The sequence below is a fragment of the Candidatus Nitrosopumilus sp. SW genome (assembly GCF_006740685.1).
Classification (GTDB): domain Archaea; phylum Thermoproteota; class Nitrososphaeria; order Nitrososphaerales; family Nitrosopumilaceae; genus Nitrosopumilus.
Map to the genome: position 1 here is coordinate 1,002,912 of NZ_CP035425.1, position 25,277 is coordinate 1,028,188.

Below are 25,277 nucleotides of genomic sequence, written 5' to 3' on the forward strand. Positions count from 1 at the left end.
TTACTCTCTCAGTTTAATGAAATCGCTTTTACCAAAGTCTGTAGAAAGTTTTCTTTCATCAATCCATGAACACTCTGTACATTTTATTGCATCTCGCATAGGTACTACTTTTCCACCACATTTGCGACATTTTGTAAATAGTATTCCTAAATTTGGTTCATCAATAGTTGCATGAATTGTACCGTTTAGATGATTTAAAATTTTTAATTTTGCTATGTCATTTACTAATGCAACATTTCTTTTTCGAATGTTTCTTGTTGAACATACACACTCAACTTTAGATGTGGTTGGATTTCCATTAATGTAATCAATTGAGACTGCAATCATGGATGACATTACTGCTGCAATTGTTCCAATGACAATGTCTCCTACCTTTGGTATTGATAGATCCTTTGGATGTTTGATATTTGCAGTTCTAGTAGTTTTATCAATGTCCTTTTGTCCAATGGTTGCTGCTCTTACCATGTCTCCATCATCAAAAGCATTGTACCCGGCCTCATATTCTTCAATTGATGCTATTTTCTCGCCTGGATATGTTGCATTTTCTGACATGCTCAAATTTTTGTTTTTATGATTATAATTGTTTGTGGCTCAAATGATTCTGATAAATCATATATTTCGATAAATATCAAAAAAATCATGAAGGCTCTAGTTTATGATGAATATACCACAGATGATGATTTTTCAAAAATTTTAAAAATTAAAGATATTCCAATTCCTGAGCCAAAATCAAATGAAGTAGTTTTCAAAGTAAAGGCTGCGGCTCTAAATTATGATGATATTTGGGGAATGAGAGGTAAGCCTCTTGCAATTCCTCTACCTCATATTTCTGGAACTGATGCATCAGGTGAAGTAACCGCAGTAGGTGAAGATGTAAAAAATTTCAAAGTAGGTGATAGAGTTGTTTCTCATGGAAACATGTCTTGCAGAGTTTGTAAGAGATGTACTTCTGGACGAGAATATGATTGTAAAAAACGAACCATTTGGGGATTTGAGACAGGTCCTCTTTGGGGTGGATATTGTGAATACACCCATCTTCCAGAAGTAAATGTGGTCAAAATTCCTGAAGGTGTATCATACGAAGAAGCAGCAGCTGCATCTATGACTATGTTAACTTCTTGGCATATGTTGGTTGGCAGAGCAAAGATTCAACCTGGCCAATTAGTTTTGATAATGGGTGGTGGTTCTGGTGTTGGAAATTATGGAATTCAGATTGCAAAACTTTTTGGTTGTACTGTAATTGCAACTGCTAGTCCTGATAAACTAGATCAATTACTTGAACTTGGTGCAGATTATGCAGTAGATCATAGAAAAGATGATTGGCATAAAGAAGTAAGAGCCATTGCAAAAAAAATCACAAAACCATATGGTGATGTTCCTGGTGTAGATGTAATATTTGAGCACATTGGAGGTTCTCACTGGAACAAGGAACTAACTCTTCTAAATTATGGAGGCACTGTAATTACTACTGGTGCTACTACTGGCTATATGGCTAAAACTGATCTTCGACATGTTTTCTTTAAAGGACTTAACATTTTAGGCTCAACTCAAGGAACAAGAGCTGAACTGGAACAAGGATTCTATTGGATGTCTCAAGGAAAAATAAAATCTATAATTGATTCAACTTTTTCACTTGAGAAAGCTGCTGAAGCTCATACAAAAATGTTAAAGGGCAAAGGACTTTTTGGAAAAATCATAATGAAGCCAAGCTGATTATTGATGAATGATCCAAAAACAAATTCTATCTTAGATGAAGGAAACAGATTATTCTTAAAGGGAAAATATGATGAGGCAATTTCATATTATGATAAAATTCTCGATGAAAATCCGCACCATTTGAGCTCCTTAAACAATAAAGGCTATGCACTAAGTAAACTCAAAGACTATGATAATGCTATGAAATGCTATGATCTTGCACTTGAAAGTCATCCAAATGATATCTCAGTACTGGTAAACAAAATTTCTTCCTTTAGGAAACAAGGAAATCTTTCTGAAGGATTATCATTATGTGACAAAATTTTAGAATCTAACCCGAAATACAATATTGCATTATATCATAAAGAAAGAATACTGTTTTCTATGGGCAGATATGATGATTCTATTTCTTGTTGTGATGTAATTTTGAATGGTTATCCTGAAAATGGTGATGTCTTATTTGATAAATCTTGTAGTTTAGCAATGCTTTCAAAAACGGATGATTCACTATCATTACTTGAAAAATCAATCTTACAAGGAAAACAATACAAAATTAAAGCAAAAAAGTCAAAATCCTTTGAAAAATTATATGATAATCCTAAATTTCAGAAACTAGTATCATAACCAATGTGGGATTTCTAAATATCCTTCAATACTCTCATTTCTGAGAATTTTTAACAATGCGTTAGCCTGAGGTGATGATAAAACAGGCTTGTCAAACTGGTTATCTGTAGAAATTCTAGGACATGCAACTTGGATAAATGCATCAATTCCTTTCAGATTTCTTAATCTGTCATTTGTAATATCTGTTAATGCAAATAACTGAACTTCTTTTCCTTCTGCTTCTAATTCTTCTTTGATTTTTAATGCAAAAACCTTTGATAACTGACCTTCTTTCAATCCTACAATAACTCCAAAAGTTTTTGCTTCAGCTGCTTTGTATATGGCCAGAGTTGCTTTCTTTTTTAATTTCTGTGCAAAATCTGTAACTTCCCTTACTTCATTAAAGTAAGGATCTAAAACATATGTTGGCAAATTAGTGGATAATGCGATTCCAGATGCATGAAAATTGCTTTGTCCCAGGAAAACATATGCATCAACTTCTTTTTTTAGATCAGTTGCAGGATAAAACTCACACCCAAATACCTGTCCATCATTTAACTGACCTTTACCTTTTCCAATTTTTACTGTAATCCCATTATCAGTTAAAATTTTTTCAACTTTGTCTACTTGGTGTAAATGCTGACTATCTGTTACCAGTGAAATTATTTTACCTTTCAATATTTCTGCACATTTTTTTGCTACACTGTCAAACTCTACATCATCATATGCATCAATTAGAATCAAGTTTTTTTCATATGTTTCAGTGTTTATTGTATGTCCAATATTGAATTGAATTTCTGCACCAAGAACTTTGGAAGCATTTGAGTTCAGATCGCAAGTTCCCCAAGTTGTATCAGCTAAAACATATGCCGGAATGCCAAATTTTTTTGTTATATTTTTTGCAGTTTCTTGCACTTGTGGCAAAATACCATCTGGTCCATTTAATGAGACTGATGCAGGATTTTTTTCTTCAATTTCCTGAAAAATTCTCTTTTCATCTATAACTATCAATTTAGCTTGAAATGTTATTTTATTAATTTAAACCAACTGCATCTTACAACAACTAAAAATGTCTGAATTAATTAAAGACAATATGGTAAAAAAAACTGTTCTAAACATTGGATTTGATGATACTGATTCTCCAAAAGGAATGTGTACTACTTTTTTAGCATACAAAGTAGTTGATTTACTAAAAAAACAGAAAACAGAGTTTCTTGATTTTCCAAGATTAGTTCGATTTAATCCAAACATTCCATGGAAAACACGTGGAAATGGTGCAGTTTCAATTAGAATCAAGACTAGTAATCCATCAAAAATCAAAAATCAAATCAAAAATCTTGTTTCAAAATACTCTGATACAAAAAATGGTGCCAATCCTGGATTAGTTTTTTTTGAAAGTGAATCCATTCCTTCTGAATTTACAAAGTTTAGTGATTTAGCTTTATGGCAATTGATTAATCGAAAAAATGCAAAACAATTTGTTAAAAAAAACAATCTAGAATATTTCTACAAAGGAAATGGTCAAGGACTTATTGGTGCGATTGGTGCAATAGGATATGATTTTCAAGATCATACTCTGGAATTATTGAGTTATCGTAAAAAACAAAAATTTGGAAAAGAAAGAAAAATTTCAATAAAAAGTGTTAAGGAAATGCAAGAAAAAACATATCCTTACACTTTCAATAGTTTTGATACAAAAAAAGGACGAGTTTTAATTGCTCCTCATGGTCCGGATCCTGTATTTTTTGGTGTTCGTGGCGAAAATGTTGATGCATTGGTTTCTGCTACTAGAATTCTAAAAAGTGAAGAAAAATTAGATGGTTACATGATCTTCAAATCTAATCAAGGAACTGGTGATCATTTGAAAAATGAACTTACTTTTGAAACCATGAAACCATATGCTTCTGGGAAATTAATTGGTGTAGTGTCAAATTCTCCTAAAATTGTAAAAGGAGGACATGTCTTTTTCAAGATTCTTTCAAATAACAATGAATTTTGGTGTGCTGTTTACAAACCAACAGGAATGTCTACCATAGCTTCAAACTTGATCAAAGGCGATAAAATATCTGTGGGTGGAGGAGTTAGAAAGGCTTCTAAAAATTTCCCTCGAATAATTAATCTTGAATTCATTGAGGTCATTTCTCTTGAAAAACAAAGCAAAAAATCAAATCCAATTTGTAAAAAATGTAGTAAAAAAATGAAATCTAAGGGCAAGGAACAAGGATTTCAATGTGTTCGTTGTGGTAAAAAATCATCAAAAAAAATGGCTGAAACAATTACTAGAAAAATAAACAAACAATTGTATTTACCAAAAATTTCTGCTCATAGGCATCTTACACGCCCTCAACAAAGACATGGCATTATCAACAAATCAAATAATTTCAAAAACTCACTATCTTGGTTTTGTGTTTATCAAAATAAGTAGCGGGGAGTAGATTTGAACTACTGAACTGCGGGTTATGAGCCCGCCGGGATGACCTGGCTTCCCCACCCCGCTGATTCAGAAATTAACACGAGCCGTATATACGCTTTATTAAATTCTTGAAAGTAATTAATATGATTTGAATAACTTGATTTTTCATGGATAAAAAAATCTCAATTGCAGTTGTTGTTGTTGCAGTTGCTTTTTCTGTATACACTTTAACACTTCCATCAGATCCTATTCCATTACCAGAACCTAATTTCAATTCTAAAAGTAATTCAGTTGAAATTTTAGCAGAAAATCTAGATAAGCCTCGTTCAGTTGCAGTATCTGATAATAGAATTTTTGTAACAGAAAAAGATGGCTCGATTATAGTTATAGAAAATGATATTCAATTAGAATCTCCACTTGTCACTTTACGTTCTGCTGATGTTTTTGATGGTGGATTGTTAGGAATTGCACTACATCCAAATTTTTCAGAAAATCATTACATCTATGTATTTTTGACTTATGAAGAAGATGAGACTTTATGGAATAAAATAATGAGAATTACTGAATCCGAAAACAAATTACAAGATGCCGAAACTATTTTTGATAAAATCCCTGGTTCTTCTTTTACAAATGGAGGATTTATCAAATTTGGACCTGATGAAAAATTGTATGTAGGTACTGGTGCTATATCTGATTCTTCTCATTTGCCACAAGATCTTGATTCTTTATCTGGAAAAATTTTAAGAATAAATGATGATGGTTCTATTCCTGAAGATAATCCCTTTACAAATTCTCCTGTTTACTCTTTAGGACATAGAAATCCTCAAGGAATGACTTGGGATAATGAAGGTAATCTGTATGTTGCAGAATTTGGACCTGAAAAAAATGATGAAATCAATATAATTTTGGCTGGTCAAAATTATGGTTGGCCTGAACAAGAATGCTCTGGAAATGAAAATTTTGAAAATGCTGTTCTTTGTTATGATCCAAGTATAGAACCTGGCGGAATTTTATTTTACACTGGTGATAAATTTGATTTTGATTTTCCATTTATTATGGCTTCAATGAGGGCATCAAATGTGTATCAAGTAGATTTTGAAGAAGGACTAATCTCTCAAAAATCAATTCTTAGTGGAATTGGACGTGTTCGTGATGTGGTTCAGGGTCCTGATGGATATCTTTACGTGATTACTTCTAACACTGATGGAAAAGGTTTTCCTGCTGCTAATGATGATAAATTATTGAGGATATTGAAATAAAATGCCTGATTCATCAATTTCAAAATTTTTTGAAAAATCAAGAACTGAAAGATTAAATGTTATCAAAAATTTTGCAAATCTTTCAGAAGATGACATAAAATCCTTAGAATTGCCTGATGGTGGAATTACGTTTGATAAAGCAGATAAAATGGTAGAAAATGCATTTGGAACATTTTCGCTTCCATTAGGAATAGCAACTAACTTCAAAATTAACAATAAAGATTATCTTGTTCCTATGGTGATTGAAGAACCTTCTGTGATTGCAGCCGCATCAAAAGCAGCAAAACTTGCAAGACCTAAAGGTGGATTCACAGTAGTAGCTGATGAATCCTATAGTATTGGCCAAATTCAAGTTTTAGGTACTGATATTGATAATGCAATTTCTAAAATTAAAGAAAATACTCAAGAAATTTTGGATCTTGCCAATTCAAAAAGTAATACTCTTTCTAAAATGGGAAAAGGTGCAAAAGAGATTACTTGTAAAAAACTTGATACTGATTTTGAATCAATGTTGATAGTTGAATTATTAATTGATGTAGGTGATGCAATGGGTGCAAATGTCACTAATACGATGTGTGAAAGTGTGGCACCTTTAATTGAAAAATTAACTGGAGGAAAAACACTTCTTAGAATATTATCTAACTATTCAACAAGACGTATGGTAAAAGCAACAGCAATTTTCGATAAAGACTCAGTTGGAGGAGAAGAAGTTGTAGATAATATGATTCATGCCTATCAATTTGCAAAACATGATGTGTATAGAGCAGTAACTCATAACAAGGGAATCATGAATGGAATTATTGCAGTAGCAAATGCTACTGGACAAGATAGTCGTGCAATTGAAGCTGCAGCAAATGCTTTTGCATCACGTTCTGGACAATACCGATCACTGTCTGAGTGGACTAAGGATTCAGATGGAAATCTTGTTGGAACTTTGGAAATACCGTTATCTGTTGGCATTGTAGGTGGAATAATTAATGTTCATCCAGTTGCAAAAATTTGTACTAAAATTTTAGGTGCAGAATCTGCAAAAGAAATGGCATGTATAATTACTGCAACAGGTTTGGCTCAAAACTTTAGTGCTATGAGAGCACTTGCAACTGATGGAATTCAGAAAGGACACATGAGGCTACATGCAAGAAACCTAGCATCTGCAGCTGGGGCTTCTACTGAACAAATTGATAAGATTGTTTCTCAGATGATTGAAGAAAATAATATTTCAGTAAATAGAGCAAAGGAACTGCTTGAGCAAAATTAATTATTTTTCATTAATTAATTCTAGTAATGATGTATCTTTCCAAATAATATTCTCTGGATAACAATTTAACATCACACCATTATCAATCTCCCAAAACTCCCAATTTGCGCATTCTGTATCAAATTCATAAGGTCTAGTATTGTCAAACTCCCAATCAAATCCATTATCTATAGATGAATCTGGATAACCATGACCTCTAACTAATGTGATCTCATCATTTTGTTCATTGTATTCAATTTCAGCATAGAGTGCATTTGGATATAGATATACTACATTTGGATGCAAATCAACTGCGTCAAACATTTCCTTTGTAACGTATTCATTATGTAACAAAATTATTTTATCATATTGTGCTAAAATCTCAGGATTTTTATGAACATCAATATCTGAAACCATATCATATCCTAATAATTTCAAAACTTGGATTGCATTTTTTCCTGAATTATATTGTGGCGGTTGGACTCTGTCTATTTTAACAGTTAAACATTCTTTTCCACAATTTTCATTATAATAATCATAGAACCCATTTTGAGCATATGCAGAATGAGTAAAAACCGGTAGAATAACAACTGTTTTACCTATGTTCTTTTTTAGTTCATTAATTGTTGACAATGATTCTTCTTTCGGCTCAAACCAAGAATATTTAAAACTCAAATCCTCATTTAGATCTTCTTCATATGTATATTGCAAAAAAATACCTGATGTGTTTAGATTAATACGATTTCCTCCTGGGTTATAATTTAAATCAAATACTATGTCTTGATCACCATTCTTGTTTTCAATATTAGAAAAATCATTTTGTATTGAAAAATATATGAATAAAATTATGATTATGGAAATTATTCCAATAAACCCAAAAAGTATTTTTTTCACCATTCTTGTTTAAAATAAATAGTCTGTTATATACTGGTTTTTCGAAGTAAGAATATGTCTGAAATTAGATTTGCTATTCCTAAAGGAAGTTTGGAAGATGCTACATTCAAGCTCTTGGAGAGATCTTGGACTAAGGTGAATCGCAAGAGTAGAACCTATAGGGTATACCTAGATGATCCAAAAATTGTTGTAAAAATGCTAAGACCTCAAGAAATCCCAACTTTGGTAAGCGAGGGATTGTATGATGTGGGAATTACCGGCAAGGATTGGGTAGGTGAAACAAAATCCGATGTAGAACCAATTTTAGATTTAGAATATGGAAAAATTAGACTTGTTATTGCATTTCCAGATAATTACCGATACAAGAATCTAGATGAAATGATTGCAGATTATGCTAAAAAGAAAAAGACTTTGAGACTTTCTTCTGAATATCTTACAACAGCATCTAGTTTTATCAAGAACTGCAAGTCTTACAAGAAATATTTTGGAAACAAAGATCCACAAATTGTTACTCCTTGGTTACGTATTGGAACAAATAAGTCTGTTCAAATTCATCTATCATTTGGTGCCACAGAAGCAAAACCTCCAGAAGATGTAGATGCAATAATGGATGTAACTGAAACTGGCACTACCCTCAAACAAAATAAACTAAAGATTGTAGATGAGGTTCTTACTTCAACTGCGCACTTGATAGTCAACAAGAAATCCCTCAAAGACAAAGCAAAACGAGAAAAGATTTTTGATATTGTTACTTTGATGCGAGGAGCTGTACATGGAAAAAAATATCTGCACATTTACCTGAATGTAGAAGAGAAAAATCTGCCAAAATTATTGAAACAAATACCTTCATTGAAAAAACCTACCATTAGTCCACTAAGTGAATCTGGTTGGTATGGAGTCAATACTATAATCAAAAAATCAGATTTCCACAAAATAATTCCAAAGCTACGAAAGATTGCACAAGGATTAGTAGTGCATGAACCACGACAGATACTGGAACTTGAGGAGATCAAACGTGACGAAGAAAATTGATGAAAATCATTTCAATAAATAACACTGAGCAATTTCTAAAGAAAATAGCCACAAAAAACTCTTCAAAAAACCAGAAAATTGTAGAATCTATTCTCAAGAATGTAAAAAATAATGGTGATGCTGCGGTAAAAAAATATGAAAAAAAGTTCGGCGCAAATATTTCATCATTAAGAGTATCACAACGTGATATTGCTAGTGCATACTCTAAAGTTTCAAAAGAAGACATCTATGCAATTAAACTTGCAAAATCAAGATTATCAAAAGCCGAACTTGCAGTACGACGTCAATTCAAAGATATAGTTATAAAATCAAATGGAACTAAAATTTCAAAATCTTTTGTTCCCATAGACAGTGTAGGATGTTACGTACCTGGTGGTGCAGCAAGATATCCAAGTTCTGCTATAATGTCTGTAACTCCTGCTAAAATTGCAGGAGTTAAACGAATTGTGGTAGTTTCCCCACCGAATTCTTCAGGAAATATTGATCCATTAACAATTGTAGCATCTGATATTTGTGGTGCAACTGAAATTTACAAAACTGGTGGTGCGCAATCAATTGCAGCACTAGCATATGGTACTCGTTCTATCAAAAAGGTAGACAAAATAGTTGGACCTGGTGGTGCTTTTGTTACTTTGGCAAAATATCTAGTCAGTAATCTTGTATCTATTGATATGATGGCAGGACCAACTGAATTAGGTGTTGTAATTGATTCAGCAACAGATGCTGATCTTGTAGCATTAGATCTTATTTCACAAGCAGAGCACTCTGCTGACACATTCTGTTATGCTCTAACTCCATCAAATTCAATTGCAAAAAAAATACAATTGAGTGTAAACTCTAAACTAAAAGATATTCAACGTGCAAATATTGTAAAATCTAGTCTTGAATCAAATGGATTCATTGGTGTTTGTAAGACATCTGGAATCATTGATATTGTTAACAATTTAGCTCCTGAACACTTGGAGATTATCAGCAAAAATACAAAAAAATGGAGCAAAATCAAGAATCCAGGTTTGATTTTATCAGGAAAAAACAGTCCTTCTTCGGCTAGTGACTATTTGTTAGGCTCAAATCATATTTTACCTACAAATGGATTTGGAAAAACTAGAGGATCTTTGTCCGTATTGGACTTTGTCAAGCTTCTAACTAAAATAGAAACTAGCAGAAAAGATTTACAGAAAATATCAAAATCTATGAAGAATCTAACTTTAGCAGAAGGATTGCCAAATCACTATGAAGCAGTACGGGGTAGATTAAAATGAAAAACACGTGGTATACAAAAAAATTAGATGACTATGCAAAACTAGGTGGCTATAAAAAACCTGAAAAGTTTGATGATGTTTTAAAATTGGATTCTAATGAGAATTTTGTAATAAATAAAAAATTTCAACAAGATGTCATTTCTTATGCTAAATCCAATTCTGATGTTAGAGAATATCCTTTGGGTGGAGTTGAAAAACTAGTCTCAAAACTATCAAAATATCTTAAAGTTCCTGAAAATATGATTGGTGTTGGAAATGGCTCTGATCAAATTTTGGATTTGTTTTTAGCAAATTTTGCATCAAAGAAGACTAAAATTTTGACATCGGATCCAACATTTGGGTTCTTTGAGGAAAGATGTAAATTATATTCAATACCGTGCACCAAAATTCCTTTTTCATCTGATATGAAATTAGATATTGGAAAATTTGATACTAATCTAAAAAAATGTCAAATACTCTATTTGGATTCACCAAACAATCCAACTGGATTTCAATTCTCAAAAACACAACTAGAATCTTTAATCAAAAAATTTGATGGATTAATAATCATTGATGAGGCTTATGGAGAATTTGGTGATTCATCAACTGTTTCATTAACAAAAAAATATGAAAATCTAATTGTTGTCAAAACATTTTCTAAGGCTTTTGGTCTTGCAGGTCTTCGTTTAGGATACTTTATTGCAAATAAGAAAATAGTTGAGGTATTCAATCAGGTTTTACAATATCCATACCCACTCAATACTCTTGCAATTGAGGCTGGAATTGCTTCTCTAGATAAGGTAGACCAAATGAAAGAAGCCTCTGAAATTATCAAATCTGAACGAAAGAAAATCATTGAGAATTTGAGCAAATATGATGCCTTTACCGTCTTTGATTCCAAGGCAAATTTTGTACTATTTGATGCTAAGGGCGCAGACAAACGCGTATTTTCTGCACTAGTTGAGCAAGGAATCTCTATACGCAAACTTGGTAAGATTGGTTCTCACCCAGGATGTCTACGTGTTACTGTTGGAACCAAAGAAATGAATTCTAAATTCCTTTTAGCAATACGTGATCTATTGGGATAAAAAATTGAATAATCAAAAGTTTGATTCTATAATATTTGATTGTGATGGAGTACTAGTAGATATTACACAATCTTATGACAAAACAATTGATAAGACATGTAAGTATGTACTCAAAGAATTTGCAGGAATTGATTCTATCGTAATTGATCACAAGATTATTGATGGATTTAAGGCATCAGGTGGATTCAATGATGAAGTTGATTTGGCATATGCTTCAGTGTTATCCTTGTATGCGGCAAACAAACTAAACAAAGAACCCTCAGAGTTTATCTATGATGTAATTTCAAATGTAGATAAAACTGGAATACGCTCTGTTCAATCATATCTTGAATCTCTTTGTGATATTTCTGAATTTTTATCTAAATTAGGTTCATTAAATGATCGACACAATAATCCTGTTTATTCTATATTTGATCAACTGTTTTTTGGACCAGAATTATATGAGAAATTATTTGAAAAACAATCAAAGTTTTCTGAAGACGGAATGATTTCAAATGACAAAGTGATTTTATCTGTATCCTTATTGAAAACTTTACAAAAAGAATTTGGAGAAAAACTTGCAGTTGTAACCGGTAGGGGAATTGAATCCATTCGTTATTCACTAAAAGACATGCTCAATTACTTTGACACAAAAAGCTCTGCATTTTTAGAAGATGAACCTAGAGAACTAGCAAAACCAAATCCTGCTACATTAATTCGTGCCATACAATCAATGAAATCAAAAAATTGTCTGTATGTGGGTGACTCTATGGAGGATTACATGATGGCAAAAGATGCAACACAAGCAGGGTATCCAACAAAATTTTGTGCAATTGTAGGCACAAGCACAAGTCCTAAAGATAGACGTAAACTATTTGCTGATTCAGGCGTAGAGATGATTCTTGAATCAATAAATGATATTCCGAAGGTATTAAATTTAGTTTGATAAAGTATCATTATTCTCAGGTGATAAAATGAAAAAACGCTCTAGCAAAATCAAACGTGAAACAAAAGAAACTGATGTTTCAGTAGCAGTCAACATTGATGGCACTGGAAAAACTAGTGTATCAACTGGCGTAAATTTTGTTGATCACTTGATTACTGCATTTGGAAAACATGCAATGTTAGACTTGGCTGTAAAAGCAAAATCAAAAGATAACATCGTACACCACTTGATTGAAGATACTGCAATTACAATTGGAAATGCTATGGACAAAGCATTAGGAAATAGAGTTGGTGTTACTAGATTTAGCTATGCATCTGTTCCAATGGATGAATCATTAGCAGAAGCATCAGTAGACTTGGTAAAAAGACCCTTTTACAAGTTGACTTTATCTATAAAGAGAACAAAGATTGAGGATGTGTCAAAGGAAGATCTTGAACACTTTTTCCAATCTTTATTGCAGAATCTAAACAGCTGTATTCACCTTACTGTAAAGTATGGAGACAATGATCACCACAAAGTTGAGGCTGCAATGAAATCTCTAGCAGTAGCATTTAGAATTGCATGTTCAAAAGATTCAAAACAAAAAGGAATTCCTAGTACAAAAGGCGCAATGTAATGACAAAGATTGCAATATTTGATTACGGAGCTGGAAATATTTTCAGTCTCAGAAATGCATTAGAAAAACAAGGGGCAACAGTAGAAGTACAAACCCAAGTTGATAAGTTAAAAGGATATGATGGAATTTTTCTACCTGGTGTTGGAAATTTTGATCCTGCTATACAAAGTATCAATCGTGATTCAGGAAACTTTCTTGATATTGTAGGTGATACTCCAGTCTTTGGAATCTGTTTAGGCATGGAGATGTTTTTTGATAAGAGTCAAGAAGGAAAAGAAAAAGGCCTTGGAGTAATTGGTGGTGATGTTATCGTTTTACCTAATACCCTAAAGGTTCCTCACATGGGATGGAACGCACTTGAAATAAAACAAGAAAACAAAATTCTTGAAGGTGTAAAAAACGGTTCGTGGGTATACTTTGTGCATTCGTATAGGGCAAATCCTACAGCATCTGATGTTATAGTTGCAGAATCTGATTATGATGTTAAAGTTCCAGCTATAGTTCAAAAGGATAATTTTTTTGGAACTCAATTTCATCCAGAAAAATCAGGTGATGTTGGTGGGTTAATGTTGAAGAATTTCCTGAGAGAGTGCTCAAAATGAAAATAATTCCTGCAATTGACTTGATGGGTGGGCAAGTAGTTCGACTATACAAAGGAGATCCAAAACAAAAAACCGTGTACAGTAATGATCCTCTATCTATTGCCAAAAAATGGCAAAAAGCAGGTGCTGATATGCTACATGTTGTTGATTTGGATGCTACAATTGGTACTGGTAGTAACTTAGACTTGATTGAACAAATTACTAAAGAATTGTCTATTCCTGTAGAAGTAGCTGGTGGTTTACGAAATGAAGAAATCATTGATAGGGCAATTTCTTTTTCAAATAGAGTTGTGATTGGTACTTTGGCATTCAAAGACAAAGAATTGTTACAACGTATTGCCAAAAAATATGACTTTTCAAAAATTGTTATTTCAGTAGATCACATAGATGGGTTCATTGTCACACATGGCTGGCAAGAGAGTACAAAAATCTCCTTGATTGATGCAATAAATGAATTTGTAGATATGGGATTCACTGAATTTTTACTTACCAATGTGAGTAAAGACGGAACACTGGAAGGACCTGATTTGGAATATTTAGAAAAAGCATGTAGTATACAAAATACAAACGTTATTGCAAGCGGTGGTATATCAAATATTGACGATGTATCTGATGTGAAAACAAAAAATGCTTTTGCAGTAATTTTAGGTAAAGCATTGTATGAAAACAAAATTTCAATTGAGGAGGCAAAACAACTTGTTAACTAAACGAATTATTCCCTGCCTTGATGTAGATAATGGTCGAGTTGTAAAAGGACTTAATTTTGAATCCATTAAGGATGCAGGGGATCCTGTTGAACTTGCTGCTAAATATAGTAAAGATGGAGCCGATGAATTAGTATTTTTAGATATTACTGCATCTCAAGAAAAAAGAAAAACAATCAAAGAACTTGTATCTAATGTAGCCAAAGTAATTGATATTCCATTTACTGTGGGTGGTGGAGTGAATAGTATGGATGATGCACGAAATATCTTACTCAGTGGTGCAGACAAAGTGGGAGTAAACACCGGAGCTGTAAAGAATCCTCAACTGTTAACTGAACTTATGACTCTATTTGGAAAACAATGTGTCGTAATAGCTATAGATGCAAAACGAAATTATTCTGAGGATTCTGCCAAAACAATGTTTGAAGAAAACGGAAAAAAATTTTGGTTTGAAGTTTTCATTTATGGTGGTAAACAAGGAACTGGACTGGATGCAATTGAATGGGCAAAAAAGGCAACAGAACTTGGTGCTGGAGAAGTACTGCTAACTAGCATAGATAAAGATGGAACTAAAGATGGATATGACGTTCTACTTACTAAAAAAATAGTAGATACTGTTTCTGTGCCTGTCATTGCTTCTGGTGGCTGTGGAAAACCTGAAGATATGTATGAAATTTTTGAAAAATCCGATGTTGATGCTGCTCTGGCAGCTTCAATTTTTCACTATGAGAATCAGTCAGTAAATCAAGTCAAAGAAATTCTTCGAGACAAAAATATCTCTGTACGATTATAAGGAAATTTTGTAATGAATAACCATGAATAAAACAATTGATGAAATTGATTTTGAAAAAAGTGGTGGTCTTGTGCCTGTTATAGTACAAGATGCAAATACTAAAGAGGTCCTTACTCTTGCTTATTCAAATAAAGAATCATTAGAACTTGCAAAAAAAACTGGTAAATCTTGGTTTTACAGTCGTTCTAGAAATAAACTTTGGATGAAAGGAGAGGAATCAGGTAATATTCAAGAGATTAAAGAAATTTTGGTTGATTGTGATTCTGATGCAATAATTTATCTTGTTGAACCTTCAGGTCCTGCATGTCATACTGGTGAAAGAGTTTGTTTTCATCATTCACTTGAAAAATGAATTAACAAACTGGTTGATAACTTTCTTCGTCTCCTGGAAGTATTTCTTCTTTTATTTTGAATTCTAAATTAGGGTAATCTGTACCTCTGAAAACTACTCTCCAATCACCAATAAACTCATCTACAGTACAATATCCTCTGGTTGCTGACAACTGTGGTTGCAAATAATAATTGAATGCTGGTTTATCTGCCCCATCAAATGGAATCGATAGATAAACTTCATAATGTGTACTGTTTTTTGGTTTTAGAAAAACTGCCTGACCTTTTTCATAATAATCTAATCCTCCTATTCTCAAAAATATTTTTTCACCTAATACATATTCACTACGATCAATCTGAAATGGACCTGACGTAATCCATTCTCTTTCTTTTGGGGTATATTCATTTTCTAGATTTATTTTTTCAATTTCATCTATTTTTTCTTGAATCTCAGGAGTAATTTCTTCAACTGGTCGTAATTCTTTACCTAATGTATCTTCAACTTCTATTGTTTCTGATTGTTCAAAATTTATTACAACTACAAATATTGTAACTATGGCAACTGCTATGATTATTGATATTTCCTTTTTCACAAACATTTTTTTACAAAAATCTGTAAAAACCTTCCTCCTCATTACAAAATTCATAAAAAATCTAATTTCTCTTTAATTTTCATTACTTTTTTTATTCTAAAATAATTTTTCATACATTTTACTATCTTTCACTATATTTTTTGTTGTATTAAATTAAGTGTCACTTAACTTGATATTAGGATTTTTTATCTATCTAACAAGAGGATAAACTGATCTTGGCTAGAACATCATTACAATGTAGAGAATGTAAAAAACAGTATGAAACTGCATTCAAGTATGTCTGTGATGACTGTTTTGGTCCTCTAGATGTAAAATATGATTTTCCCCAAGTCTCAAAAGACACATTTTCTAATCGTGAACAAACGTATTGGCGATATTTTGAATTACTTCCAATAGAGGACAAATCAAACATTGTAAGTATTGATGCCGGTATGACCCCTCTTACAAAAGCTGAAAACCTTGGTAAAAAATTAGGCCTAAATAATTTGTATATAAAAAATGATTCAGTAAATCCAACATTTTCATTCAAAGATAGACCTGCTGGTGTTGCAATTTCAAAAGCAAAGGAATTTGGATTATCTGCTGTTGGTTGTGCATCTACTGGGAATTTGGCATCTGCAACTGCAGCACATGCTGCAAAAGGTGGATTTCCATGTCATGTGTTTGCACCAAGTAATATTGAGATGGCAAAGATTACCCAGGCACTATCTTATGGTGCAAATTATGTTGCAGTTGATGGAACATATGATGATGCAAATAGAATTGCAGCTCAAATTGGAGATTCTAAAGGAATTGGAATTGTAAATATTAACATGCGTTCACATTATGTTGAAGGTTCTAAAACTTTAGCATATGAAGTTGCAGAACAACTAGATTGGAGTGTACCTGATCAGTTAATTGTTCCAGTTGGAAGTGGTGCAATGCTTAATGCAATTTGTAAGGGGTTTGAAGAACTACAAAGTATTTCATTGCTTAATGATGTATCAAATATGCATATGATTGCTGCACAACCACACGGATGTGCCCCAATTGTTGATGCATTTAAGAAAAATTCAAAAGAAGTAATACCTGTTGAGAATCCTGATACTGTTGCAAAAAGTCTAGCAATAGGTGATCCTGGTGATGGAAGATATGTTCTCAAAAGATTAGAACAATACAATGGATTTGCAGAAGAATGCGATAACAAAGAAATTTTGGATGCAATACTCCTTTTGGCAAAAACCGAAGGAATTTTTACAGAACCTGCTGGAGGGGTTTCAGTTTCTGTATTGCAAAAGATGGTTGAACAAGGTAAGATTGACAAAAATGATAAGGTTGTATGTTATGTCACTGGAAACGGTTTGAAAGCAACTGAATCTATCATGGAAGTTTTACAAAAACCAAAAGTCCTCAAAGCAGACATTTCAGAAGTATCGGCGGTAGTCAACTAATGGCAAATATCACATTTACAATTCCTTCAGTATTAAATCAAAGCGGTGGAGAAAAAAAAACAGATATCACTGCTGATTCTCTACAGGATGCATTTACTAAAATCTCCGAATTAATGGGTGATGATTTTAAGAGACGAGTCTTAGAATCTGACGGTACTCCACGTTCTCTAATTAACATCTACATTAATGGTAAAAATGCAAAATTTTCTTCTGGTATGAAAACTTCCCTTAAAGATGGTGATGAAGTTTACATTTTACCTGCAGTGGCTGGAGGTTCTGAAGAACTTTCTACAAAAGAACTTGATAAATTTTCTCGACAAGTTATGCTTGAAGAAATTGGTTATGGAGGACAATTAAAATTAAAAAATGCAAAAGTTTGTGTAGTTGGAACTGGTGGTTTAGGACACCCAATAATTTCTAGATTGGCAACAATGGGGGTTGGAAATTTACGAATTATTGATAGGGATGTGATTGAATTATCAAACTTACATAGACAAATAATGTTTGATGAAGATGATGTTGGTCAAGTAAAAGTAGAAGTTGCCGCAAAAAAACTACAAAAATTAAATCCAGATTGTAACATTGAAGCTTTAGCTGTTTCAATAAATGATTATACTGCATTAGAAGTTGTTGAAGGATGTGATGTTGTAATTGATGCACTTGATAGTGTTAATGCGAGATATGCATTAAACAAAGCATGTGTAAAATATAATATTCCATTTGTTACAGGTGCTGCAGTAGGAACCTCTGGACAAGCTTTTACTGTCTTGCCAAAAAAATCTGCATGTTATTTTTGTATGTTTCCTGAATTAAATGAGGATACCATGCCAACATGTAGTATTGAAGGTGTTCATCCTCCTATACTTTCTATTATCGGTGCAATTGAAGTTGCAGAAGCTGTAAAAATAATTCTTGGAAAAAAACCAAATCTCTCTGAAAGAATTTTACATGTTGATTTAGAAAATCTTGATTTTAACAGTACTAGAACATTTAGAGCTGATGAGTGTCCAATCTGTGGAACGGGAAAACTTGAAGTTGTACAAAAAGAAGAACTAATTTTAGAAGAATTGTGTGGGCGAAACAGAGGAAAGAGAACTTACTCAATAACTCCAACTGATACTTTTGATCTTGATGTTGATGAAGTTACTAGCATTGCAAAACAAAAAGGGTTCATAGTTGATAATCAAGGAGATTTAGGGTTGTCCCTGAGAACTAATGATTTGTCTGTAAGCTTTATGATGAAAGGTTCTGCAGTTGTAGTTGGACCAAAAGATGAGAATGATGCAATTTCACTATACAAAAGTCTCTTAGGCAAAGAGATCAAAGCCTAAAACAGGCTATAAAAAATTCATAAATAATACAAAAATTATGAAAAATATAACGATCATAGTTATATTTTAGGAATAAAGCATAATTTTTATATGCAAATTTTATAGAAATTCTATCAATAACTAAAAATTGATAAAAAAATTTCAATTTTTTGACAAATTGTGGACAAATCGTCCATTACGGTTAAATACTAACTTTGAAGAAAAATGTCAATAACATGAATAACGAAATAGGACGTAAAATAACTAGTCTTACATTAATGACAATTATGGTTGCCGGTGGACTAACATTTGCAGCTCCAGGTGTAATGCCTGCTGCATTTGCAGCCAACGCCAACCTATTTGTTTCCGCAGAAAACTCACAGTTTGATAACTACATGTCAGGACCTCAAGTAATTGAGGTCGTCGTAATTGACAGTGATATCAATGATACCGATGAAGCAAAAGGTGAACCAGACGTAACTGTCAACGGTAAGGTCCTGAGAATGGTCCAAGCAGTTGATGGTAACTGGTATGGTTACTTTGCAGATAGAGATATGGCATTAATTGCCGACTCTACTGCCACAACATCAGGTTCAGGATTGGACTTTGGTGTATTTTGTGCAGCTTCTTCTGGTAGCACTGTATTGGGATTCTCAACAACTGAAACAGACGGTATTGCACTACCAATTACAGTTGCAAACGCAACAGCAACTGGTAACGGTACCGCAACTGGAAGTTCATCAGGTGGCACAATTTCCACAACATGTGCTGCTAACACATTAGCTGCATCAACAACTAATGGAACTAACAATGTTGTAAGAGAAGCAAAAGATCCAGTAGCACAATCAGGTTCCGTTAACAGAGGTCAAATTGATCTAGGTGACGGCGATGGTGTATGGCCTTTCGTTCAACTCTATCAATTAAACCCAACAGGTAATGTTGTCATACAGTACAACAAAGGTGGTGGTGTTCAATCAACAACACTTACTTTTGATACTGTTGATCAATTTGCCGAATTGACTTTAGATAGAGCTGTATACCCAAGAATATCACAAGTACATGCAACAATTACTGACTTATGGTTAAACATTGACCCAACTGATGAAGACTCTTGGACATTTGCTACCAATACTGGAAACTCTTCCAATATTGATACATTTTACCAAGTATTCGATGAAAACGGTGCTTCTGGTGGAAGCGCATTAACCCTGAAAAACACACTACCAAACTTGATGTGTGAAGATAATTGTGTATTAACATTAAATGTTGATGCTCAAAGTTCTGGCACAGCAGTGGTAACTATTCAGGATAACGGCGATTCAATCCTTGCCCAACTAAACTCTACTGCTAGTGTCAACAATGCATCTGCATTTGGTGTCACAGCAGAAACTGATGTGTTAGGTACAGGTTCCATCCCAGTAACCATCACCGAACAAGGTCCAAACAGTGGTGTATTTGGTACATATGATGAATCAGATGTATCAGTACTAGAAATCACAAGTGACGCAAAGAGGGGAACCTCCGCATCACTTGACTACAATGAAACACCTCAAACTATCCTTGTAGGATTCTCCTTTGCTACTATTGATATACAGCCAATTGATGACGAATGGACCTCTGGTGAAGAGATTCCAGTAGTTGTCGTTGATGCTGATCAAAACAAAAACAGCAGAGCAGATGAAGACTTAGACTTAAACAACCCAGACGTAACTTTGATTCCAGCACTCAGAACTGGTGATCCATTCACCATTGATGAGGGTGGAACTCCTAACATGATCTTTACCAATGGTACAAATGATGCAGACAGTATCTTCGATATTGCATCTCTATCATCACCAGTAGGTAACTTCACACTCACAATCAATGTAACTGGATTCACCAGTGCAACCAACGTCACTGTAACTGAATCTGTTGATGCATTCAGCAAGAGGTTAATCGCTTCTCAGACTGCCAACAGTTCATCAACATTTGATGTTGACTTTGCAATCATTGACTTAGGAAGTGCAACTATGGAGACCATAAAAGAAACCGTAGTTGATGAAGACAACACTACTGTTGGCTTCAACTTCCTTAACTATGATGTTAGATCATTAGGTGCAGACACAGTAAGTATCGCATTGCTTAACACCACAGGAAATATCCTTCCATGGGTTAACAACGATACAAGAAATGTTGATAAAAACAATGCAATATTGTTAGTCAACAATTCAACTGATTCTCAGGATTACGTTGATTTGAACAATGCAGTATCTGATGCTATTTATGGTTCTACCACAACTGATAGTTCCGTAAACGTTGGATTTGCAATGTACTTCACAGGTGTCGATGACCTCGCCGCCAAAGAAGTAATCGTAATTGACTTCTTCTCATTTGGTTTCAGTGATGATGGTGTGCAATCTTCTGAAAGATTTGCAAACCAAATAATCAGAATTGAAGCTGAAGAAACAGGTGACAACACAAGTACCTTCAAAGGTTCACTTGAGTATGTCATGGTTAACCAAATTAACATACAGGATGCCGCTACCTTTGCTGGCATCACACCAATCGCAGATGATCCTTCATTCATTGTAATTGAGGATCTTACTGACGAAGATGCACCAAGAGTCAACTATAATGACTTAGGTGCAGATGGTGTTGTAACTCCTGTATCTGATCAAGAAGAAGCACCAAGTCATTCTGGTGTTGTATCTTTAGATTCTGATTCTTACAAGATTGCTGACACTGTAACAATAACTGTTGAAGACTTAGATCTTAACGTAGATTCTGATCTTGTCGATATCTTTACTGTTGTTTCTGATAATACAAAAGCAACAGATGATAACGTCGGTTCTGCCACAACTCAAAGTTTGAGTTTTGGTGAACTCGGTAGATTATTAGATATCACATTTGATGATGTTATATGGTCAACTCCTGACGGTTCAAATGCTTCTGCAACTGGTAATGACAGTAACACTTGTGCTACTGAATTTAGCAATGCAGGCATAACTGATACCGGACTTGCTGCAACTGGATTTACTCTAGTTGAAACAGGTAAAGCAACTGGTAAATTTGTTGGTGATTTCCAAATCCCATCAAAATGGTGTAGAGTTTCTGATTCTACAACAACACCACTTACTTATGCAGGTGACCTAGAAACCACAACTGGACTCGATATCGAAGTTAACTATGTTGACTTTAGAGATGCATCTGGTGAAATTGTCGAAGTCGGCGATTCCGCAGGTGTAAGAGCCAATACTGGTTCAGTTAGTCTCGATAGAACTGTCTACCCAGTACCATTTGGTACCGTAGGTGAATCTAACGCAGCTGCTAACTCATCTCCAAATGGAAGATCAGTATTCCCAATTCACGCCACAGGAATCAGTAGCACTATTGATTCCAGTGAAGAATTACCTTCAGGAGATCTAACTATTCACGTCAGAATTAACGATCCAGACTTTGACGTAAACCCATCTGGTGAAGATGTAATGAACCAAGATGATGCACTCAAAATCTCTGTAATCAGAGGTTCTGATGTAGTTGTCTTAGGTTATGCAGGCGCTTCAGAAAGAAACACCGGATTAATTGATGTTGGTGGTAACAATGGAACCATCTCAAACATCAGAAGCTTCGGTGAAATTGATGAAATCGCACCAGATGCCGGTATTTACGAATTGGATGTTTCAATTAAATTCACCGACGGTCCAGCATCAGCACAATGTAACAGCCATAACACCAAGTATACCGCATTAGACGGTACTACTGGTACAGCTGATACAGACAGATTTGATGCCGCTGCACCTTCTGGCCAAGAATTCTGTATCTTACAAGGAGATATTCTCCAAGTAGAATACACTGACCCAGCTGATGCATCCGGTGATCCAAATACTGTTACTGATTCTGCAACATTTGACCTAAGAAACGGTGTATTACAATCTGACAAATCCGTATACATTATCGGTTCAGACATGATCTTGACACTCATTGAGCCAGACTTTGATCTTGACAATGATAGTGCTGAGACTTATGACTTGGACTTGATCGAATGGGACTCTGATGCCGCAACCACAACTATGGGTAACAAAGGTGTGACCGGCGCAGCAGCTGCATTTGACCCAGAACCAACAGACTTTAGAGAAACAGGTGACTCTACTGGTATCTTCCAGATTGTTATCGAAATCCCTGAAGAACTTGATGGTGATAAGTTAGAAAGAGGAGAAGAAATTATCCTCGAGTATACTGACTGGGGTCCATCCGGATCTGATTATGTAGGAGATGAAGATGAAGATGTCAACTTGACAATCTACACTTCAAACTTCGGAGCAACTGTAGAACTTGACCAAAAAGTATACACATGGACTGACAAAGTCTACATTACCATTGTCGCACCAGATCACAACTTTGACAGTGACCTAGTTGACGAAATCGGAGAAACTGATAATGACCCAATTAAGGTCTCTACCAGAGGATTCGATCTTGACAACTACAAACTCGTCGAGACTGGTACAGACACAGGTATCTTCACTGGTGAAGTAATCCTCACAGGATTTACTGCCCATGATGCTGATGGTGATGGTGACACTGGCGATGTAACCGGTACCACAAGTGGTAGCGGTCCAACAGATGGTCTCTTGGCCACTGATGATGATGACGGACTTACTGTCTCCTTTGAATTCTCAGAGGATGAAACAATTGTAGGCTCTGCCCTTATCAGATGGAACATCGGTGAAGTCCAATGGCTTGAGGCAAGCTATCCAGCTAGCGGAACAGGTGTTGTAAGAGTAATTGATCCAGACATGAACTTAGATCCAGAAGCAGTCGACAACTTCGAAGTCGACGTGTGGTCTGACTCCGATGCCGGAGGTATTGACCTTACTGTAACTGAGACTAATGAGGCAACCGGAATCTTTGAGGGAACTGTGTTCTTCACAACCCTTGATGAATCATCTGGTCACAGACTCAGAGTTTCAGAAGGTGACACTGTCACTGCAGAATATGAGGACAATACACTACCTGATCCATACACAACTGCAGATGAACTTGATATTACTGCCACTTCACTAATTGGCACTGTAGTACCACCTCTTGAGAGAGCACCAGCTGCTAACTTGAGAACCGTTGATGCATTCGGTAACAGCTTAGATTCTGTTTCCGTTGACCAACAGGTACAAATCAGCGCTGACTTAGCAAATGGTCAGGATAGAGAGCAATCATTCGCATACTTGGTACAGATTCAGGATGCAAACGGTGTTACAGTCTCACTAGCATGGATTACAGGTTCATTATCTGCTGGTCAATCATTCAGCCCAGCTTTATCATGGATTCCAACTGAAGCAGGAACATACACTGCTACTGCATTCGTTTGGGAGTCTGTTGATAATCCTACGGCATTATCACCACCAGTTAGTACAACTGTCAACGTAAGTTAGAAAAACTAGTTCACATTATCCTTTTTTTCTTTTTTTTGAATCCTTCTTAACGAAAGTTATAGACAATTTTTCCAGAAGTAATATCTAGGAGAGGAATTGTAATTAATTAAAATGAAATTTAATATTTTATTTCTGATTTTTTCTATATTGTTAATATTTCAAATTCCATATTCTTATGCAGATCTTGATTTATCTACAAATAGTAAAGTGTATGCACCATCCCATAATCTTCAAGTTTATGGTAAAGGTTTACCTGAAGAAAATTTAATTCTGAGACTATTTGCCCCCGATGAAACAATTGCAAAGTTTGATCAACTTACCACTAATTCTGACGGTTCATTTAACTATTCTTTGTTAACATGGCCCCAACCATCAACAAACTTCCCTTTTGGTACATATACTGTTGAAGTAATAAGTACTGAACAAAATGGAATCTCTAAAAAAATAGATGTAAAATTTTCAGAAACTACTGATTTGCTTGATGTTCCAGTTGAAAGAATTGTTAATACGCTAGTATTTGCACCTGAGACTGCAGCAATCAATCAACCAATTAGAGTATTTGTTCAAACAACAAGTGATGGATTACTTATAGGAAATGAACCAAAAAAATTGCTTGGAACTACACATGTTCATCTTCCCTCAGGAATTTCTGTGACTTTAACTAATTCTTTCAAAACACTTCATCAAGGATTATACTATGTTGATTATACTCCGATTGAAGAAGGAACTCATGTCTTTCACGTAGTAGCCTTTACTCAAGGAACAACATCTCATGGTTCTGCTGCAACAAATGTTCTAAGTCAAGATTTAGGTGGAATCTCTGAACAAATAATTCGCTTGAACACAATTTTAGATGATACTTCCAAAGAACTAAATGTTTTAAAATCTGAAATTGAAGGATTTGATAATACGTTAGAAACTGCAAGTAATAAAATTGATGAAAGCACGGGCACCATTTCTACTTCTGTGGAATTTATCAGCGAAGCGTCATCTCAACTAAACTCATTACTCTTCCCAATCATTGCATCTATTGGAATTATAGTTGCATTACAGATTGCAATTTTGGCACGAAGAAGATAGTTATAATAATGAAAGAGTCAAAAATTT

General features: G+C 34.3%; 22 protein-coding genes and 1 tRNA gene. 18 read left to right on the forward strand and 5 right to left on the reverse strand.

Going from position 1 to position 25,277, the window contains the following annotated elements; translation table 11 throughout:
- The gene (locus tag Nisw_RS06070; protein WP_141977409.1) at positions 1 to 552 is read right to left on the reverse strand and encodes an exosome complex RNA-binding protein Csl4; all 552 of its coding nucleotides are present in this window, start codon (positions 550 to 552) and stop codon (positions 1 to 3) included.
- 87 nt (positions 553 to 639) lie between these two features.
- Here Nisw_RS06070 and Nisw_RS06075 point away from each other — a divergent pair, with 87 nt between their 5' ends.
- Both Nisw_RS06075 and Nisw_RS06080 read left to right on the forward strand, forming a co-directional pair.
- Positions 640 to 1,713: a zinc-binding dehydrogenase gene (locus Nisw_RS06075; RefSeq protein WP_141977411.1), complete on the forward strand. Its 1,074-nt coding sequence runs from the start codon at positions 640 to 642 to the stop codon at positions 1,711 to 1,713.
- 6 nt (positions 1,714 to 1,719) lie between these two features.
- A complete protein-coding gene (locus Nisw_RS06080) occupies positions 1,720 to 2,319 on the forward strand; it encodes a tetratricopeptide repeat protein (protein ID WP_141977413.1) in 600 nt (199 codons plus the stop codon).
- Here Nisw_RS06080 and dph2 read toward each other — a convergent pair.
- Complete coding sequence (gene dph2, locus Nisw_RS06085) at positions 2,314 to 3,309, reverse strand: diphthamide biosynthesis enzyme Dph2 (protein WP_141977415.1); 996 nt, start codon at positions 3,307 to 3,309, stop codon at positions 2,314 to 2,316. The two genes, Nisw_RS06080 and dph2, sit on opposite strands and share 6 nt — an antisense overlap.
- Positions 3,310 to 3,367: 58 nt before the next feature.
- On the opposite strand from dph2, the gene Nisw_RS06090 reads away from it, so the two are divergent.
- Positions 3,368 to 4,723 carry a tRNA(Ile)(2)-agmatinylcytidine synthase gene (locus tag Nisw_RS06090; RefSeq protein ID WP_141977417.1) on the forward strand — a complete coding sequence of 452 codons (1,356 nt, stop codon included), beginning with the start codon at positions 3,368 to 3,370 and terminating at the stop codon, positions 4,721 to 4,723.
- Here the strand turns inward: Nisw_RS06090 and Nisw_RS06095 are convergent.
- Positions 4,721 to 4,795, reverse strand: a tRNA-Met gene (locus Nisw_RS06095). The genes Nisw_RS06090 and Nisw_RS06095 overlap by 3 nt on opposite strands.
- 83 nt (positions 4,796 to 4,878) lie before the next feature.
- Between Nisw_RS06095 and Nisw_RS06100 the strand changes: the two genes are divergently transcribed.
- Together Nisw_RS06100 and Nisw_RS06105 are read left to right on the forward strand one after the other, a co-directional pair.
- On the forward strand, positions 4,879 to 5,970 hold the full coding sequence (locus Nisw_RS06100; protein ID WP_141977419.1) for a PQQ-dependent sugar dehydrogenase: 1,092 nt from the start codon (positions 4,879 to 4,881) through the stop codon (positions 5,968 to 5,970).
- A gap of 1 nt (position 5,971) precedes the next feature.
- The gene (locus Nisw_RS06105; RefSeq protein ID WP_141977421.1) at positions 5,972 to 7,228 is read left to right on the forward strand and encodes a hydroxymethylglutaryl-CoA reductase, degradative; all 1,257 of its coding nucleotides are present in this window, start codon (positions 5,972 to 5,974) and stop codon (positions 7,226 to 7,228) included.
- Here the strand turns inward: Nisw_RS06105 and Nisw_RS06110 are convergent, their stop codons facing one another.
- Complete coding sequence (locus Nisw_RS06110; RefSeq protein WP_255430734.1) at positions 7,229 to 7,918, reverse strand: N,N-dimethylformamidase beta subunit family domain-containing protein; 690 nt, start codon at positions 7,916 to 7,918, stop codon at positions 7,229 to 7,231. It abuts the gene before it with no gap.
- A 237-nt stretch (positions 7,919 to 8,155) separates the two neighbouring features.
- Between Nisw_RS06110 and hisG the strand changes: the two genes are divergently transcribed.
- From hisG to hisI, 9 genes are read left to right on the forward strand one after another with little or no spacing between them, the layout of a single operon-like run.
- Positions 8,156 to 9,133 (forward strand): ATP phosphoribosyltransferase, encoded by a 978-nt coding sequence (gene hisG / locus Nisw_RS06115; RefSeq protein WP_141977423.1) that lies wholly within the window; start codon positions 8,156 to 8,158, stop codon positions 9,131 to 9,133.
- Positions 9,133 to 10,395: a histidinol dehydrogenase gene (gene hisD, locus Nisw_RS06120; protein WP_141977425.1), complete on the forward strand. Its 1,263-nt coding sequence runs from the start codon at positions 9,133 to 9,135 to the stop codon at positions 10,393 to 10,395. Before hisG ends, hisD begins: the two co-directional genes overlap by 1 nt.
- Positions 10,392 to 11,462, forward strand: a complete 1,071-nt coding sequence (gene hisC, locus Nisw_RS06125) for a histidinol-phosphate transaminase (protein WP_141977427.1) — start codon at positions 10,392 to 10,394, stop codon at positions 11,460 to 11,462. The genes hisD and hisC overlap by 4 nt, the downstream gene beginning before the upstream one ends.
- Positions 11,463 to 11,466: 4 nt before the next feature.
- Complete coding sequence (locus Nisw_RS06130; protein ID WP_141977429.1) at positions 11,467 to 12,387, forward strand: HAD-IA family hydrolase; 921 nt, start codon at positions 11,467 to 11,469, stop codon at positions 12,385 to 12,387.
- A 28-nt stretch (positions 12,388 to 12,415) separates the two neighbouring features.
- The gene (locus Nisw_RS06135; RefSeq protein ID WP_141977431.1) at positions 12,416 to 13,003 is read left to right on the forward strand and encodes an imidazoleglycerol-phosphate dehydratase; all 588 of its coding nucleotides are present in this window, start codon (positions 12,416 to 12,418) and stop codon (positions 13,001 to 13,003) included.
- Positions 13,003 to 13,605: an imidazole glycerol phosphate synthase subunit HisH gene (gene hisH, locus Nisw_RS06140; RefSeq protein WP_141977433.1), complete on the forward strand. Its 603-nt coding sequence runs from the start codon at positions 13,003 to 13,005 to the stop codon at positions 13,603 to 13,605. Before Nisw_RS06135 ends, hisH begins: the two co-directional genes overlap by 1 nt.
- On the forward strand, positions 13,602 to 14,312 hold the full coding sequence (hisA, locus tag Nisw_RS06145) for a 1-(5-phosphoribosyl)-5-[(5-phosphoribosylamino)methylideneamino]imidazole-4-carboxamide isomerase (RefSeq protein WP_141977434.1): 711 nt from the start codon (positions 13,602 to 13,604) through the stop codon (positions 14,310 to 14,312). Before hisH ends, hisA begins: the two co-directional genes overlap by 4 nt.
- Positions 14,302 to 15,102, forward strand: a complete 801-nt coding sequence (gene hisF / locus Nisw_RS06150) for an imidazole glycerol phosphate synthase subunit HisF (RefSeq protein ID WP_185736584.1) — start codon at positions 14,302 to 14,304, stop codon at positions 15,100 to 15,102. Before hisA ends, hisF begins: the two co-directional genes overlap by 11 nt.
- Positions 15,103 to 15,124: 22 nt before the next feature.
- Positions 15,125 to 15,454, forward strand: a complete 330-nt coding sequence (hisI, locus tag Nisw_RS06155) for a phosphoribosyl-AMP cyclohydrolase (protein WP_141977438.1) — start codon at positions 15,125 to 15,127, stop codon at positions 15,452 to 15,454.
- Position 15,455: 1 nt separating this feature from the next.
- Here hisI and Nisw_RS06160 read toward each other — a convergent pair whose 3' ends face one another.
- Positions 15,456 to 16,025 (reverse strand): hypothetical protein, encoded by a 570-nt coding sequence (locus tag Nisw_RS06160; RefSeq protein WP_370510662.1) that lies wholly within the window; start codon positions 16,023 to 16,025, stop codon positions 15,456 to 15,458.
- A gap of 215 nt (positions 16,026 to 16,240) precedes the next feature.
- Here Nisw_RS06160 and Nisw_RS06165 point away from each other — a divergent pair, with 215 nt between their 5' ends.
- From Nisw_RS06165 to Nisw_RS06180, 4 genes are all read left to right on the forward strand, one after another.
- The gene (locus Nisw_RS06165; RefSeq protein ID WP_141977442.1) at positions 16,241 to 17,455 is read left to right on the forward strand and encodes a threonine synthase; all 1,215 of its coding nucleotides are present in this window, start codon (positions 16,241 to 16,243) and stop codon (positions 17,453 to 17,455) included.
- Positions 17,455 to 18,786 (forward strand): ThiF family adenylyltransferase, encoded by a 1,332-nt coding sequence (locus Nisw_RS06170; RefSeq protein ID WP_141977443.1) that lies wholly within the window; start codon positions 17,455 to 17,457, stop codon positions 18,784 to 18,786. Before Nisw_RS06165 ends, Nisw_RS06170 begins: the two co-directional genes overlap by 1 nt.
- 215 nt (positions 18,787 to 19,001) lie before the next feature.
- On the forward strand, positions 19,002 to 24,170 hold the full coding sequence (locus tag Nisw_RS06175) for a hypothetical protein (RefSeq protein ID WP_141977445.1): 5,169 nt from the start codon (positions 19,002 to 19,004) through the stop codon (positions 24,168 to 24,170).
- Positions 24,171 to 24,281: 111 nt separating this feature from the next.
- The gene (locus Nisw_RS06180; protein ID WP_141977447.1) at positions 24,282 to 25,250 is read left to right on the forward strand and encodes a methyl-accepting chemotaxis protein; all 969 of its coding nucleotides are present in this window, start codon (positions 24,282 to 24,284) and stop codon (positions 25,248 to 25,250) included.
- Positions 25,251 to 25,277: the final 27 nt, after the last annotated feature.